Source organism: Thioclava sp. (assembly GCF_048263065.1).
Taxonomy (GTDB): Bacteria; Pseudomonadota; Alphaproteobacteria; order Rhodobacterales; family Rhodobacteraceae; genus Thioclava.
The window spans coordinates 610346-625684 of sequence record NZ_JBLXEM010000001.1 but is presented as its reverse complement, the minus strand read 5'-3'; the positions used below and the strand labels follow the sequence as shown (position 1 = coordinate 625684).

General features: G+C 58.5%; 11 protein-coding genes and 1 tRNA gene. 9 read left to right on the top strand and 3 right to left on the bottom strand.

Annotation, left to right across the window (positions count from 1 at the left end):
* Positions 1 to 269: 269 nt before the first annotated feature.
* Positions 270 to 1214, bottom strand: a complete 945-nt coding sequence (locus tag ACN0SD_RS03120; RefSeq protein ID WP_417806745.1) for an L-lactate dehydrogenase — start codon at positions 1212 to 1214, stop codon at positions 270 to 272.
* 1875 nt (positions 1215 to 3089) lie between these two features.
* On the opposite strand from ACN0SD_RS03120, the gene ACN0SD_RS03115 reads away from it, so the two are divergent.
* From ACN0SD_RS03115 to ACN0SD_RS03105, 3 genes are all read left to right on the top strand, one after another.
* On the top strand, positions 3090 to 4028 hold the full coding sequence (locus tag ACN0SD_RS03115; RefSeq protein WP_417806764.1) for a TAXI family TRAP transporter solute-binding subunit: 939 nt from the start codon (positions 3090 to 3092) through the stop codon (positions 4026 to 4028).
* Positions 4029 to 4102: 74 nt separating this feature from the next.
* The gene (locus tag ACN0SD_RS03110) at positions 4103 to 6697 is read left to right on the top strand and encodes a TRAP transporter permease (protein ID WP_417806744.1); all 2595 of its coding nucleotides are present in this window, start codon (positions 4103 to 4105) and stop codon (positions 6695 to 6697) included.
* On the top strand, positions 6694 to 7149 hold the full coding sequence (locus ACN0SD_RS03105; protein ID WP_417806743.1) for a universal stress protein: 456 nt from the start codon (positions 6694 to 6696) through the stop codon (positions 7147 to 7149). The genes ACN0SD_RS03110 and ACN0SD_RS03105 overlap by 4 nt, the downstream gene beginning before the upstream one ends.
* A gap of 28 nt (positions 7150 to 7177) precedes the next feature.
* On the opposite strand, the gene ACN0SD_RS03100 is transcribed toward ACN0SD_RS03105, so the two are convergent.
* Complete coding sequence (locus ACN0SD_RS03100; RefSeq protein WP_417806742.1) at positions 7178 to 8062, bottom strand: MurR/RpiR family transcriptional regulator; 885 nt, start codon at positions 8060 to 8062, stop codon at positions 7178 to 7180.
* A 143-nt stretch (positions 8063 to 8205) separates the two neighbouring features.
* Between ACN0SD_RS03100 and ACN0SD_RS03095 the strand changes: the two genes are divergently transcribed.
* From ACN0SD_RS03095 to ACN0SD_RS03075, 5 genes are all read left to right on the top strand, one after another.
* A complete protein-coding gene (locus ACN0SD_RS03095) occupies positions 8206 to 10611 on the top strand; it encodes a GcvT family protein (protein WP_417806741.1) in 2406 nt (801 codons plus the stop codon).
* Between the two features lie 2 nt (positions 10612 to 10613).
* Positions 10614 to 11375, top strand: coding sequence for a 3-keto-5-aminohexanoate cleavage protein (locus tag ACN0SD_RS03090; protein ID WP_417806740.1), 762 nt, complete (start codon positions 10614 to 10616; stop codon positions 11373 to 11375).
* Positions 11372 to 12703: an aspartate aminotransferase family protein gene (locus ACN0SD_RS03085; RefSeq protein WP_417806739.1), complete on the top strand. Its 1332-nt coding sequence runs from the start codon at positions 11372 to 11374 to the stop codon at positions 12701 to 12703. Before ACN0SD_RS03090 ends, ACN0SD_RS03085 begins: the two co-directional genes overlap by 4 nt.
* A 117-nt stretch (positions 12704 to 12820) precedes the next feature.
* Positions 12821 to 13705, top strand: coding sequence for a formyltetrahydrofolate deformylase (purU, locus tag ACN0SD_RS03080; protein ID WP_417806738.1), 885 nt, complete (start codon positions 12821 to 12823; stop codon positions 13703 to 13705).
* A 228-nt stretch (positions 13706 to 13933) separates the two neighbouring features.
* Positions 13934 to 14356: an integrase core domain-containing protein gene (locus ACN0SD_RS03075; protein WP_417806737.1), complete on the top strand. Its 423-nt coding sequence runs from the start codon at positions 13934 to 13936 to the stop codon at positions 14354 to 14356.
* Between the two features lie 28 nt (positions 14357 to 14384).
* Here the strand turns inward: ACN0SD_RS03075 and ACN0SD_RS03070 are convergent.
* Positions 14385 to 14458: transfer RNA gene (locus ACN0SD_RS03070), tRNA-Cys, on the bottom strand.
* Between the two features lie 195 nt (positions 14459 to 14653).
* On the opposite strand from ACN0SD_RS03070, the gene ACN0SD_RS03065 reads away from it, so the two are divergent.
* A complete protein-coding gene (locus ACN0SD_RS03065) occupies positions 14654 to 15304 on the top strand; it encodes a protein-L-isoaspartate O-methyltransferase family protein (RefSeq protein ID WP_417806736.1) in 651 nt (216 codons plus the stop codon).
* Positions 15305 to 15339 lie beyond the last annotated feature (35 nt).

Genomic DNA, 15339 nt, shown 5'->3' with positions numbered 1-15339 from the left:
CGTCACGCCCCTTTCCCGAATGGCGTCACCGCCACGGACACGGCGAGCGTCCCAGCGAGCACGGTTTATTCCCCCAAGGAACTGCATCGGGCAAATCTAAAGCCGACTGACATTGTGACAGTGACCGTCGTCCCGACGACGAAAAATCTCCCCACGCGTAGACACGAAAGCTGAACTAATCTGCCGTTTTTGATAGTGGGCGTCTGCAACATGCGGGCGCCCCAACCCAAGACACCTGCTTTGCCATTCTCTAGCCAGCGGCCGCGGGCTTATGCATCACGCACCTGCCACAATGCATCGGTTGCGTTTTTGAGCAATCGGGCCGATTCGCCAAGGGACGTTGTCTCATTTTGCGTCATAGCCGGAACCAGCGTCTCTTCGATGCCACCCGCCCCAAGGATGCGCGGCAGCGACAGGCAGACGTTCTGGACCCCTGCGATCTCTTTCGTCATCGACGAAACGGTCAGGATTTCGCGCTGATCGAGCACGATCACCCGCACGATGCGCGCAAGTGCGGCTCCGATGCCGAACCAGGTCGCGCCCTTTCCCGAGATGATCTTTTGAGCGGCATGCCGCACGGCGCCGTCGATATCCGCCCGTAGGCTCTCGGTGATGGGGCATCCGCGCTGGCTGGCGAAAACCTCCAGCCGCATCGCGCCGCATTCCGCCGAGGACCAGATCAAGACCTCACTATCGCCATGCTCGCCAAGCACATGTGCATGTACCGATTGCGGCGAAACGCCCAGATGCCGGCCGAGATTCACGCGAAACCGCGCGGTGTCGAGGATCGTGCCCGAACCAATCACCCGCGCCGGATCGAGCCCAGAGAGCTTCGTCGTCACGGCCGTCATGATATCGACCGGGTTCGTCGCCACGAGCAAAATCGCATCAGGCGCAATGGCCTGAACCTGCGCTATTACGTCCGCGAAAATCACGGTGTTGCGGCTGAGTAGATCGAGTCGCGATTCCCCCGGCTTCTGGGCGACGCCCGCCGCAAGCACGACGATGCCCGCCCCTTCGAGATCCGCGTAATCGCCCGCCCGGATCGACACCGCCCCGATGAAGGGCAGCGCATCGGCAATGTCTGCGGCCTGTGCCGATGCGAGGGCCGGATCGTGATCAATCAACACCAGCGAAGAGATGACACCGGTCGACGCAATGGCGTAAGCCGCCGCGCTGCCAACCATTCCGGTTCCAACGATACCAAGTTTCATAGGGGGTCTCTTTTCGGTTGATGTCACAGACCAATGGTAGCCTTGCTGCAGAAATCACGCCACCATACGCTTTGCGCAACCTAGTCGTTCAACATCTTTGATTCCATCGTTAGGCCTGCTGACCTGCCACTTCGCACACTTGAAGAAATCCCGTGTGCCATTTTCTGGAGGCTGCGAGTGCCTACAGCGCTATTTATAACGCCGTGCGACAGGGCGCGTTTCATCTAAGCATTTGTTACTATTTAGTAAATCGACGCCGCAACGCCTGTAACGCCGGGGGGAATGTATATATATATGCATGCGCGTAGAGATGACGATGCATGGCTCTCACGTTCTCTCTCTATGTATTCCTCTTGTTACAGATACAAAAATTGATGATTTTTTCGTTAAAAAACAAAGTCTTGACGCGCAACACGAAGCGCAACATGCTTTACGCCATTGATATCAAATTATTTTCTATTTGGCGCGGAACGCGTTCGTCATGCGAAATTCTTGAATTTTTTTGAAATCAATTTTGTAACAGGATTTCAGTTATTTCGCCTTTTTTGTGCTCGGCTGTGCCTCGCGACGCGCGAATTAGGCTCAAGCAAGGATGAAAATCGCGACGGGTGTGAAAGCAGGTAAGAAGATCCGCGAGCGGCCTTCGTGATGTATCGGCAATCGTTGACAATCAGTGAGCCCGACAACTGAATCACGATTGTATTGCGACTGTCGGGTTGGTTGCGGTGGTCATCATTTCCCTTGGTGCAGGAGCAAGTCATGCGAAGCCTCCGGCGAACATGCTCATATCGTTCCGGCTTTTTCAACGGCAACCGAGGCATCTGTGCGTTGTCGGGCAGTAAAAGGTTGCCCGACAATCACCGCCCAATCTGGAGATGAAATGTGTCAGGTCTAACCGACTTAAGGCAACGAACGGGGCTAAAACCCTGTCCGAAATCCGTCATCACCAAACGGCCCCATTCAGCCTAGAGTGATGTGCGAAGCGCAGGGTGTGAGCCAGCGGCGGGCGTGTTGCTTGCTGCAGATTGATCGGTCAACGGAGCGGTATCTATCGCGTCATGGCAATGACAATGATCTAATGCGACCACATGCCATTCTTCTTGAGCTTATGACGCCATTTGGAAATCCGCTTGCGGGTCACCTCGTGACGCGGCACCACCTGCGTCGTCGTTGCCCCGCCAGTCCCCCCAATGAGATGATCTCGAGCGACACAGTTGATGGCATGGATGCCCCCTAGCGCTCTATGTCCGCGACCATGCGGCACTGGGCGGGGCTAGCGTCATCACTGGCTTCATGGTGCAGATAGCGGGGACAACTCTCTATCTCTATCTGCTCACAGCCTCGACAGATTGGCTATCGAACTCGGACTCTCGTGGTTTGTTGTGGGGGTATCCATGCCATCAACAAAGTCGTTTCCCAGCAATGAAAGGAAATCTTAAGGGACAAGTTCGCCCGAGAGCGCCGCGTCCGACTGGCCAGAAACTGAAGCTGTAAGCATGAGTCGCGCACGCCCGAAATCGATCTCAAGTCTACTTTCCTCGGGAATACTGTAACCGCGCCGCTGCCGCCTGAAATTTGGGGCTGTGACGCCCCTCCTTGTCCATATGCTTGCGATGGTTGCGCTCAGACGGGTTCACGCGCGAGCGCGATATAACGGGTCCGCAGCCATCATGGTTTTTGTGTGTGGCGTTCCGTCGTGCCGCGTGAAAAATTAAAAAACATTAGTTTTGTCGTGACACGAAGCAAAACTTTCGTCGAGATTAGAGGGCGGGATGGCGCTGGCTTCGTCGGCACCCCCTCCGTCACACAAAAATAAAACGACCCAACATGGAGTTACACATGATCTTCAAGACGCACGGCTTTGTTGCCGCTCTTATGATCTCGGCGACATGCGCGACCACAGCCATCGCGCAGGATCAACAGTTCATCACCATTGGCACCGGAGGCGTGACCGGCGTTTACTACCCGACGGGTGGCGCGATTTGTCGGCTTGTCAATGCTGATCGCGCAGAGAACGGGCTGCGTTGCTCGGTCGAGTCCACGGGTGGCTCGGTCTATAACACCCGCACAATCCGTCAGGGCGAGCTGGATTTCGGCGTCGTTCAGTCCGATGTGCAGCAGGCCGCGATCGAAGGCGTCGGTGCCTTTGCCGATGATGGTCCCTATCCCGAGCTGCGCGCCCTGTTCTCGCTGCATCCGGAACCGATGCACCTGATGGTGCGTGCCGATAGCGGGATCAAAACCGTCGAAGAGCTTAAGGGGCATCGCGTCAACATCGCCAATCCCGGTTCTGGCACGCGGGTTCTGGCCGAGACGTTGATGAAATATTACGATCTCAAACCCTCGGATTTCTCGCTAACCGCCGAGCTGGGTTCGGCTGAACAAGCGTCAGCGCTGTGCGATGGCAATATCGACGCGACAATCTGGGCCGCAGGTCTGCCCAACGGCTCGACGCAGGAAGCCACTTCAACCTGTGACGTCAAACTTCTTCCGCTGGAAGGTCCGCAAATCGACAGGCTGCTGGCGGAAAATCCGGCCTATACGGCTGCGACCATTCCCGGCGGCATGTATTCAGGCAACCCCGATGACGTCCCATCCTGGGGGCCGGTCGCGACCATCGTAACGTCGGCTAATACGTCGGATGACAAGGTCTACGCTGTTGTGAAAGCGGTCTTTGACAACTTCGACAACTTCAAGCGCCTGCATCCCGCCTTTGCACGCCTCGATGAAAAAGACATGATCTCCAAAGGCTTGACCGCGCCGATCCATCCCGGTGCCCTGCGGTATTACAAAGAACGCGGTTGGGTCAACTGATCCCGGTTCTCGCTCGGCCCGCCCATCAAATGGGCGGGCCGCTTTGATTTTGACATGCAGGCAAACGAGGTGACTTGGTGAGCAATTCCTCCTCCGGCGAGACAACGAATGCCGAAGATTTCATCGCAGAGGCCGATACCGGCTCGCGGATGCCGACGGGGGCGTTCAACCGACGCGTCTTGTGGGGCGTTCCCCTGCTGTGGTCGCTGTTTCAGCTTTGGATCGCATCGCCGATTCCCTATGACCTAGGGTTTTTGGTGGTGAACAACGCGCAAGCGCGCTCGATTCACCTCGCTTTTGCCGTGTTTCTGGCCTTCACGGCCTTTCCCACCAGCAAACGCAGCCCCCGCCACTGGATTCCGATTCAGGATTGGGTGCTGGCGCTGATTGCGGCCTATTGCGCGGGCTACTTGTTTTTGGCGTGGGATGGGCTTGCGGCACGATCAGGCGCGCCCTCGACGTTTGATCTCGCAGTGGCTGGCGTAGGGGTTGTGCTGCTGCTCGAGGCCGCGCGGCGGTCATTAGGATTCCCTCTGATGGCAGTGGCGGTGGTGTTTCTCGCTTATGTTTTCTTTGGCTCCTCTAGCCTGTTGCCCGATGTAATCCGTTGGCGCGGCGCCTCGTTCGAGCGCGCGATGAGCCATATGTGGCTAACGACCGAGGGCGTTTTTGGCGTGGCACTTGGCGTCTCGTCGGGCTTTGTTTTCCTGTTCGTGCTGTTTGGCGCGCTGCTGAACAAAGCGGGCGCGGGAAACTATTTCCTGTCGCTGGCCTTTGCCACGCTCGGGCACCTGCGCGGCGGACCTGCGAAAGCTGCGGTCATCGCATCGGCGGCGACGGGGCTTATCTCGGGCTCGTCTATCGCCAACGTGGTCACCACCGGCACCTTTACGATTCCCTTGATGAAGAAGGTCGGGTTTAGCCCCGCCAAGGCCGGGGCGATCGAGGTCTCGTCTTCAATCAACGGGGTACTGACGCCTCCGGTGATGGGGGCGGTGGCGTTCCTGATGACCGAATATGTCGGGATTCCCTATGTCGAGGTGGTCAAATCCGCGATTCTACCGGCGGCGATTTCCTATATCGCGCTGGTCTATATAGTCCATCTCGAAGCCCTGAAAATGAGCATGAAAGGCGGCCCCCGGATCAACCCGGTGATCTTCCTGCTGCGCGCTGTGGCGGGGATTTGCAGCGGCATCGTTCTGGCGGGCGGCGTGCTGTGGCTGTCGGGGGCGTTTGTGCAAGCGTTGGAAGGCATGCTGGGCAATGCGGCCTTGCCTTTGCTCGTGGTGGTATTCCTGGCGATTTATGTGGCTTTGGTGCGCGTCGCAGCCACCGGGCCAGAGCTCGCGCTTGACATCGAGTCGATGCAACACCTGCCACCCACACGGGCGATCCTGCGCTCGGGGTTGCATTACCTTCTGCCGATCTTCTTGCTGATGTATCTGCTGATGGTGGAACGTAAATCCCCCGGTTTCGCGGCCTTTTGGTCGGCAAGCTTCATGCTGCTCATCCTGCTTACCCAACGCCCGCTGAAATCGTTATTTCGCGGTGAGGGCAACTTGATGGCCGGGCTGCAAACCGGGCTGACGGAAACCACGGATGGTCTGATCGAAGGCGCGCGCAACATGATCGGGCTTGCCTGTGCGATGGCAGTTGCGGGCATTATCGTGGGCTCTGTCACGCTGACGGGGATCGGTCAGGTTATGGCCGAATTCGTCGAGTTCCTCTCGGGGGGCAACCTGCTGTTGATGCTGGTCTTTGTGGCGCTGATCTCGATCATTCTTGGGATGGGGTTACCGACGACGGCCAATTACATTGTTGTTTCGTCGCTGATGGCAGGTGTCGTGGTCGAACTTGGGGCGCAGAACGGGCTGATCGTGCCGCTTATTGCGGTGCATATGTTCGTCTTTTACTTCGGGATCATGGCGGATGTGACGCCCCCCGTAGGCCTTGCCAGTTTTGCTGCCGCGGCAATTTCGGGGGGCGATCCGCTCAGGACGGGCTTTCAGGCGTTCTTCTATTCGATCCGCACCGCGCTGTTGCCCTTCCTGTTCATCTTCAACACCGATCTGCTGTTGCTTGACGTGGCTTGGGCGCATGCGATTGTCGTCTTTATCGTGGCGCTGATTGCGATGCTGGTCTTTGCGGCGGGCACCATGGGCTGGTTCGTCACCCGCTCAAAACTGTGGGAATCCGGCGTGCTTGTGGTTGTCGCGCTGACCTTGTTTCGACCGGGGTTCTGGCTTGATCAAATCCAACCCCCTTGGATCGTCGCACCGCCGTCGCAGATATTCAATCTGGCGGCAGCGGCATCAACGGATGGCGAACTGCGCGTTGGTCTGGAAGGCATGGATTTGACGGGCAAGTTCGTCTCATCGACCTTCCTGTTGCCGCTTGGCAAAGACGGCCCAGCGGGCGCAGAGCGCCTAACGCAAGCCGCTGGCGTGACGCTGGTTGAACGTGACGGCAAGGTGATCGTTGACTCGATTTCCTTTGGCGGCCCCGCCGAAAAGGACGGCATTGATTTCGATTGGGTCGTGACCGGAATTGATGTTCCAGCGGATCGGATGCCCAAAGAGGTGTTCTATATTCCAGCGTTTCTGTTGTTGGCGCTGGTGGCATTTATGCAGCGTCGTCGGACGCTACATGGCAAGGAGGTTCTCGCATGAGTAATGAGGTCATGGCGGCCATCGACCTTGGCGATGAGGCGCATCACGCGTCGATCCTAAGCAAAGCATGGCAAATGGCACAGCTTGACGAGGCGTCGCTGGCGGTCGTCACGGTTGTGCCCGATTTCGGGATGAGTTCGGTTGGCGCATTCTTTCCACCCGGCACGGCCAAGCGGGCGATGGAGGGGGCGTCTGAAGCCTTGCACAAAATCGTCCGCAACATTCTGCCGGATGTTGCGCCTGACAAGGTCGTGCACATCGTGCGGCGCGGAAAAGCCTATCACGAGATTCTAGAAACCGCGAAGGCAAGAAAGCCCACGTTGATCGTGATCGGGGCACATCGCACGATGCTGTCAGACTACCTTTTGGGCACGAATGCCGCGCGCGTGCTGCGCCATGTGAATTGCTCGGTTCTGGTGCTCCGCGAATCGCAATCTGCAAAAGACGCGTAGTCAAAAAGCCGGGTGGTGGAAAAAAACACTAGTTTTTCTTTGCCACCCAATAGACCTGCGTTTCATTGCGCAAATCTTCATACGATTTGATGCGCGCCTTCGCCGCCGCGCCGCCCTGATCCACCAAAATCGAGATCAGCAATTCAATCAGCGCCATCGCCCCGGCATAGCAACTAAAGTGATGAGTAGAGAGCGCCGAGGCGATCAACGTCTCGTCCGCGCTGAATTCTGGCGAGACAATTTCGCTATCCGAGATCAGAACCAGCTTGATCCCCTTGCGGCGCGCAAAGGCGCATGCCTCAATCGTTTCGCGCGAATAGGGCGTGAAGGTGATCGCGATCAGCACATCACCCGCGTTCGCCGAATGGAGCTCGTCGATGGCGCTATTCATGTGGCGCGGGATCAGCTGCAACCCCGGCAATGCCATCCGCCCGACATATTGCAGATAGTAGGCCAGCGAGTAGCTCGCACGCACTGCCGTTAGGTAAACTGCGGGCGCATTCAGCAACATTGCCGCGACGCGTTGCATTTGCTCTGGCGTCTGGCGTTCTAGCGAACGTTGCACGACCGCAAGCGTATTAAGCGAGGTTTCGGCCTGACGCTGACCCGGCTCACCTTGCTCACGCAGCCGCTCGATCCATTCGGGCTGTTCTAGCTGCACCGATGTCGAAACCAGCGCATGCCGGAACGGTTCGCGCAACTCATCATAGCCGCCAAAGCCCAGCCGTTCCGCGAGCCGCACCAGCGTATAGGTGCTGACGCCGGTTTTGCGCGCCGTTTCGCGGATTGAATCAAGGCCGAAATCGGACGGGTAATCGATCACATATTTCGCGACCGTGCGCAGCCCCTTTGGCAGATTGGGCAGGGCCGCTTTCAACTCGGTCGTGATTCGGGTTTTGAGCGTGGGGTCCATTTTCGGGTCCGTGGTTTTCTTGCAGTAACAAATGTTATTTTTTGAAAATATTGACCAAAAACGTTTTGGGTGCAACTGATATTGCCATGGAAGGCAGCTGATCCTGCTGGGTTCGGTGCCGCAACAGCCTCGGGAATCAGACCATGTCCAAATCTTTGCCCTCCCACGCCTCGGTCGTCGTTATTGGCGGCGGGATCATGGGGTGCTCGACGCTCTATCACCTTGCCAAGATGGGGGTGTCGGACGCGATCTTGCTGGAACGCAACGCGCTGACCTCGGGGACGACATGGCACTCGGCGGCACAGGTGCGCGCGCTGCGCCATTCGCAAAACCTGACACGGATGATCCAGTATTCGGTCGAGCTGTATTCCCAGCTTGAAAAAGAGACCGGGCAAGCCGTGGGCTGGATTCAGAAAGGTTCGCTGTCGCTGGCGACCAACCCCGACCGGATGATCCATATCCAGCGCCAAGAGGCATTGGCGCATGCTTACGGAATTGACGCCCATTCGATCAGCGCCGCTGAGGCCAAGGAACGCTGGCCGCTGATGAACGCAGATGACGTGCTGGGCGCGGTCTGGTCACCCGATGACGGGCGTGTCTCGCCCTCGGATGTGTGCGCCGCTTTGGTGAAAGGCGCCAAAAGCCTTGGCGCCAAGATTTTTGAAAAAACCGGCGTTACCGGCATCCTGACCGAAAACGGGCGCGTGACGGGGGTCGAGACGACGCAGGGCACGGTGATGTGTGATGCGATAGCGCTTTGCACCGGGCTGTGGTCGCGCGAAGTCGGCGCGATGGCGGGGGCCGAAGTGCCCGTGCTGGCATGTGAGCATTTCTATCTGTTGACCAAACCGATTGACGGGATCGTTGGCAATACGCCCACCCTCTCGGATCACGACAACCATCTTTATATTCGCGACGATAGCGGTGGGTTGCTGGTCGGGTGTTTTGAGCCGATGGGCAAGCCGATTGCGCCGGGCGTGCTGAATGAAGCCTTCGAATTCGGCCTGCTGCCCGAGGATTGGGACCATTTCGAACCGATGATGATGAACGCGCTGCATCGCCTGCCCGCGTTGGAAACGGCCGAGGTGAAGATGCTGCTCAACGGCCCCGAAAGCTTCACGCCTGATGGCACTTTCATGCTGGGCGAGACCGCTGAGACGCGCGGCCTGTTCTTGGGCTGCGGTATGAACTCGGTCGGCATCGCCTCGGGGGGTGGCGCGGGGATGAACCTTGCACATGCCATCGTGCATGGCCACACCGCCTATGACCTGACCGAGGCCTATGCCAAGCGTTTTGCACCGATTTTCAACTCGGTCGAACACCTGATGGCGCGCGCGCCGGAAATTCTGGGCACGCATTACGACATCGCCTATCCCGGCAAGCAGTTGAAGACCGCCCGCAACCTGCGCGCCATGCCCCTTGATACGGAATACCGGGCCGCCAAGGCGCATATGGGGCAGTTTTACGGCTGGGAGCGCCCGCTCTATTTCAACAAAACCGCCGAGCCGGTTCTGGGCTTCGGTCGCCCCGACTGGTTTGAAAAGGTCCGCGCCGAGGTGATGGCTGCGCACACCAAAGCGGCGATCTTTGATGCCTCGCCTTTTGGCAAGATCGACGTCGAAGGCGCCGATACCGAAGCCTTCCTCAAGACTGTCTGCGCGGGTCAAATGGGCCGTGCACCCGGATCGGTGATTTACACCGCGATGCTCAATGATCGCGGCACGTTTGAATCCGATCTGACTGCACAGCGCATTCGCGACGACCTGTATCGTCTGTTTGTGGGCACCACGGCGATCAAGCGCGATCTGGCTTGGCTGACGCGGCATTCTGAGGGCTTTGACGTTACCCTGAGCGACACCACCGAGACCTACGCCGTGCTAAGCCTGATGGGCCCGGAAGCGGCGCGGATTATTGCAGAATGCGGGGCACCCGAGCTGAACGATCTGGGCTATTTCAAACACATGGGTGCCCATGTCGCAGGCAAGCATGTGCGCGCCGCGCGCATGTCCTATGTCGGTGAGGCGGGTTGGGAAATGACCTGCAAAGCCGAAAACGCGCCCGTGATCTATGCCGCGCTAACGGCGGCTGGGGCGGTGCCAGCAGGTATGTTTGCGCAAACCTCAATGCGCATCGAAAAGGGCTTTTGCGCGATGGGACATGAGTTGGACGGCGATGTAACGCCAATCGCGGCGGGCCTTGATTTTGCGACGCGCAAGAAGGGCGGCTTCATCGGGGCCGAGGCACTGGACGCGGCCCGCGCGGCAGGCGCGCAGTCACATATCATCTCGCTTGTGATTGATGACGAAACGGCGGTGCCGCTGGGCCATGAGCCGGTCTATCTGGGCGACAAGATCGTCGGGCAAACCACCTCTTGCGGCTTTGGCTACCGCGTCGGCAAGCCCGTCGCGCTGGGGCATGCCCGCGTCGCGCTGCAAGACGGCGCACGGGTCAAGGTGGACATCGCACGCAAACTGTATGACGCGACGGTGCATCTTGGGCCGGTCTTTGATCCCGAAGGCACGCGCATGAAAGTCTCGCAGGAGGCGTGATCATGCGCAAACGCCCCTTTATCATGGTAGCGCCCAATGGCGCGCGGCGCGGCAAGGCGGATCATCCCGCCCTGCCCCTCACCATCCCCGAGATCGTCACCTGCGCGCGCGATTGCCACGCCGCCGGGGCGGGCGCGCTGCATCTGCATGTGCGCGACGGGCAGGGGCAGCACTCGCTTGACCCCGGTCTTTACGCCGAGGCATTGGCCGATCTTGCAGAGACAGTGCCGGATTTACCCGTGCAAATCACGACCGAGGCTGCGGGGATCTACGATGTCGCCGCGCAATATGATTGCCTGACAACGCTGCGCCCGGCTTGGGCCTCAATCGCGGTGCGCGAAACCGCGCGCGATCCAGACCTTGCGCCAAAGCTTTACGCAGCCTGCGCCGAGCAAGGCACGCGGGTGCAGCATATCCTGTATGACGCCGATGACATCGCGCTGCTGGCTGACTGGCAGGCGCGCAGTATCGTGCAACCGGGTCAGGACGCCGTTCTGTTCGTTCTGGGGCGCTACGCGACAGGGCAGGTTTCAGCACCCGCTGATCTGGCCCCATTCCGCGCCGCACTGCCCGATGTTACGGACTGGATGGTTTGCGCCTTTGGTCCCGCCGAACACGCCTGCCTGCTGGCCGCTGCGAATGCAGGCGGGGCATGCCGCGTCGGGTTTGAAAACAGCCTCACGCGCGGCGATGGCACGCCGCATGCCAATAATGCAGCCTCTGTTTCTGATCTCATGCGTCAACTCGAAAAGGCAGTCCAATGAGTCATGTTTTTCCCCGCAATTGCCGCGCAGAACCGCCCGTCGCCGTTGGCGGTGAGGGCTGCTACCTGATCGACGCCAGTGGCAAACGCTATTTCGACGGCTCGGGCGGGGCGGCCGTGTCCTGCCTTGGCCATTCCAACGAACGGGTGCGCGAGGCGATCAAAACGCAGGTCGACAAACTTGCCTATGCCCATACCAGCTTTTTCACCTCGGAACCCGCCGAGGCGCTGGCCGATCATTTGATTGCCCGCGCGCCGCAGGGGATCGAGCGGGTCTATTTCGTCTCGGGCGGTTCTGAGGCGGTCGAAAGCGCAATCAAACTGGCGCGGCAGTATTTCATCGAGATCGACCAGCCCGAGCGCCACCATCTGATCGCGCGCCGCCAAAGCTATCACGGCAATACGCTGGGCGCGCTGGCTGCCGGGGGCAACGCGTGGCGCCGCCAACAATTCGCGCCGCTCTTGGTGGATATGAGCCATATCGCGCCGTGCTATGAATATGCAGAGCGTGGTGAGGGTGAAACCCTTGAGGATTACGGTCAGCGCACCGCCAATGAGCTCGAGGCAGAAATCCTGCGCCTTGGACCGGAAACAGTGATGGCATTCATCGCCGAGCCAGTGGTGGGCGCGACGTTGGGGGCCGTGACCGCCGCACCCGGCTATTTCAAGCGTATCCGCGAGATTTGCGACAAATACGGCATCCTGCTGATCCTGGATGAGGTGATGTGCGGGATGGGCCGGACCGGATATCTTTTCGCCAGCGAGGCCGAGGGGATCGTGCCCGATATCGTCACCATCGCAAAGGGCTTGGGCGCAGGCTATCAGCCGATTGGCGCGATGCTGTGCGCCGGCAAAATTTACGACGCAATCCGCGATGGCTCGGGCTTTTTCCAACACGGTCACACCTATCTTGGCCATCCCGTAGCGGCCGCCGCAAGTCTTGCCGTGCTGCAAGAGTTTGAGGCGCATGATCTGATCGCGCAGGTATGCACGCGCGGCGATTTCTTGCAATCGGCACTAGAGCGAAAGCTGTGCCAACACCCACATATCGGCGATATTCGCGGTCGCGGTCTGTTTCGCGGGATTGAAATTGTCGCTGATCGCGCGACCAAAGTGCCGTTTGATCCCGCTCTCGGGCTGGCGGGGAAAATCAAAAAGGCCGCGTTTGCCGAGGGGCTTGGCTGTTATCCAATGCCCGGCGCGCGCGATGGTCGAAACGGCGATCACATCTTGCTGGCACCGCCGTTCATTGCGACCGAAGCGCAACTGAGCGACGCCGTCGACATGCTGGAACGCGCGATCACCAAAGTGCTGGCGACGGTTAGTTAAAGCGGCGCGGTGCCTATCACCACCTTCCGCCTACGGAAAGTTACGCAAGCGGTGCGGTCTCGCCCGCTTGGCCGATCCGCGCAACCGCGCAATACCGCCTGATCAGGATATCTTGGAATGACCAAATACTGCCTCACCGTCACCTGCCCGACATCTCGCGGGATCGTCGCGGCGATTTCGACCTTCCTTGCGCAGAACGGCTGCAACATCACTGACAGTTCGCAGTTTGACGACGTCGAGACGGGCAATTTCTTTATGCGTGTCAGCTTTACCTCGCAAGAAGGGCTTGATGAGGTGACCCTCAGCGCGGCATTCGAGGAAATCGCGAAACCTTTTGGCCTGACCTTCGCCGTGCATGACGAGGCAACCAAGATGAAGGCCGTGATCATGGTCTCGCGCTTTGGCCATTGCCTGAACGATTTGCTCTACCGCGTGCGCATTGGGGCGCTTCCGATTGAAATCGTGGCTGTGATCTCGAACCACATGGATTACCAGAAAGTGGTGGTGAACCATGACATCGCGTTCCATTGCATCAAGGTGACCAAGGCCAACAAGCCGCAAGCCGAGGCGCAGATCATGCAGGTGGTCGACGACACTGGCGCCGATCTGATCGTGCTAGCGCGCTACATGCAGATCCTATCAGATGATATGTGCCACAAAATGTCGGGGCGGATCATCAACATCCACCATTCCTTTCTGCCGTCCTTCAAAGGCGCCAACCCCTATAAACAAGCCTATGAACGTGGCGTGAAACTGATCGGGGCGACCTCGCATTATGTCACCGCCGATCTCGATGAAGGCCCGATTATTGAACAAGACACCGTGCGCGTGACCCATGCGCAAAGTTCGGATGATTACGTCTCGCTTGGTCGCGACGTCGAGGCGCAAGTGCTGGCGCGCGCGATCCACGCCCACGCACATCGCCGCACGTTTCTGAACGGCAACAAAACGGTGGTATTCCCCGCTTCACCGGGGAGCTATTCGTCAGAACGGATGGGATAGGCCGGAAAGACGAATAGACACAGACCCTTAGGTCGCAGTCATTTCGTCTGTTGAGAATGATGGCGCGAATTTTGCAGACCAACACGGTTGGCATGGCGGCTGTCGAACACGCTGGCTGCCAACTTCTGCGTCGAGGGATTGAACGAGGCCATCGCCAAATACGGCAAGCCAAAGATCACGAATACGGACCAAGGATCGCAGTTCACAGGTGCGGCCTAGATCACCACATTGATCGAGGCAGATGTCAAAATCTCGATGGATGGTCGCGGCAGATACCTCGACAACATCTTCATCGAACGGCTGTGGCGATCACTCAAACAGGAGGCCGTCTATCTGCATGAATTGCAAGATGGCCTCCAAGCCAAACGGGTGATCAAAGACTGGATCAGCTTCTACAATACAGAGCGGCGGCACACGGCCCTCGACAAACGATCTCGCGACGACGCATTCTTCGACCAAGAACGATCCCAAAAGGCAGCAAGAAACCAACCAAGTTATATCTTAGCTGAGCCGAAAGCCTGTCCAGAAAAGCAGGACCACTTTATCGCGGTCACTCGATGGGCTTTGTCATCCAGCCCTTCTAAGCTCATGGAATCACGATGTGAATCTCTCATTCTCAGAGTTATTCAACAACGCCAAACCAACCTGTAAACCAAGGCCCAGAAATTCGGCTAAGTAGTGGAGGCGAGTAGGAGAATCGAACTCCTGTACACGGATTTGCAATCCGCTGCGTCACCACTCCGCCAACTCGCCATCCGTGGTGTGCGCGATCAGATACGGTATCGTCGGGCTTCGCGCAAGGGGCATCTGAGCGCCTGCAAGCGATTATGCGCAGGACGAGCGCCTGTTGTGCGCGAGGTTGAAGGTTGAGGGCCTAGCTCTCCTTGCCCCGTGAAAGGTTCTATGGCAAAACCCAAGTTGAAGGTTTCACACCGAAGAGTTCACACGATGCAAGATTTTGCTACGCGCCGCACCATGATGGTGGATACGCAGGTTCGCCCCAATGACGTGACCAAATTCCCAATCATCGAAGCCATGCTTCATGTTCCGCGCGAGGAATTCGTGCCCGCAGGGCGGCGTGAGGCCGCCTATATTGGCGAAAACCTTGAAATCGCGTCAGGGCGCGTCTTGCTGGAGCCGCGCAGTTTCAGCAAAATGCTGAATGCGCTGGACCTGCAACCGAATGATCTGGTGCTCGATATCGGCTGCGGGCTGGGGTACTCGGCGGCCGTGATCGCGCGGCTTGCCGAGGCGGTTGTTGCGCTTGAGATCGAAGATCTGGCGACTCAGGCTGAGGCACTGTTGTCAGAAATGGGCGCCGATAATGTCGCCGTCGTTCCCGGCAATCTGGCCGAAGGTGCTGCACGTCATGGGCCTTACGACGCGATCATCATTGAGGGCGCGGTCGAACAAGTGCCCGATGCCATTCTTTCGCAGCTCAAAGAGGGCGGCCGGATCACGGCGATCTTCATGGAAGGCGCGCTTGGGATTGCCCGAATCGGCTATAAAATCGACGATCAAACAAACTGGCGCGATATTTTCAACGCCACCGCGCCGGTCCTGCCGGGATTTGTGACCGAACGGGGCTTCGTGCTCTGAAAGGCACAACTTTTCAACGCGTCACTGGCGCGAAT

Bases quoted from the DNA above. Each gene is read 5' to 3' on its own strand.
- ACN0SD_RS03120 (WP_417806745.1), bottom strand. From the start codon at position 1,214: ATGAAACTTGGTATCGTTGGAACCGGAATGGTTGGCAGCGCGGCGGCT.
- ACN0SD_RS03115 (WP_417806764.1), top strand. From the start codon at position 3,090: ATGATCTCGGCGACATGCGCGACCACAGCCATCGCGCAGGATCAACAG.
- ACN0SD_RS03105 (WP_417806743.1), top strand. From the start codon at position 6,694: ATGAGTAATGAGGTCATGGCGGCCATCGACCTTGGCGATGAGGCGCAT.
- ACN0SD_RS03100 (WP_417806742.1), bottom strand. From the start codon at position 8,062: ATGGACCCCACGCTCAAAACCCGAATCACGACCGAGTTGAAAGCGGCC.
- ACN0SD_RS03095 (WP_417806741.1), top strand. From the start codon at position 8,206: ATGTCCAAATCTTTGCCCTCCCACGCCTCGGTCGTCGTTATTGGCGGC.
- ACN0SD_RS03090 (WP_417806740.1), top strand. From the start codon at position 10,614: ATGCGCAAACGCCCCTTTATCATGGTAGCGCCCAATGGCGCGCGGCGC.
- ACN0SD_RS03085 (WP_417806739.1), top strand. From the start codon at position 11,372: ATGAGTCATGTTTTTCCCCGCAATTGCCGCGCAGAACCGCCCGTCGCC.
- purU (WP_417806738.1), top strand. From the start codon at position 12,821: ATGACCAAATACTGCCTCACCGTCACCTGCCCGACATCTCGCGGGATC.
- ACN0SD_RS03065 (WP_417806736.1), top strand. From the start codon at position 14,654: ATGCAAGATTTTGCTACGCGCCGCACCATGATGGTGGATACGCAGGTT.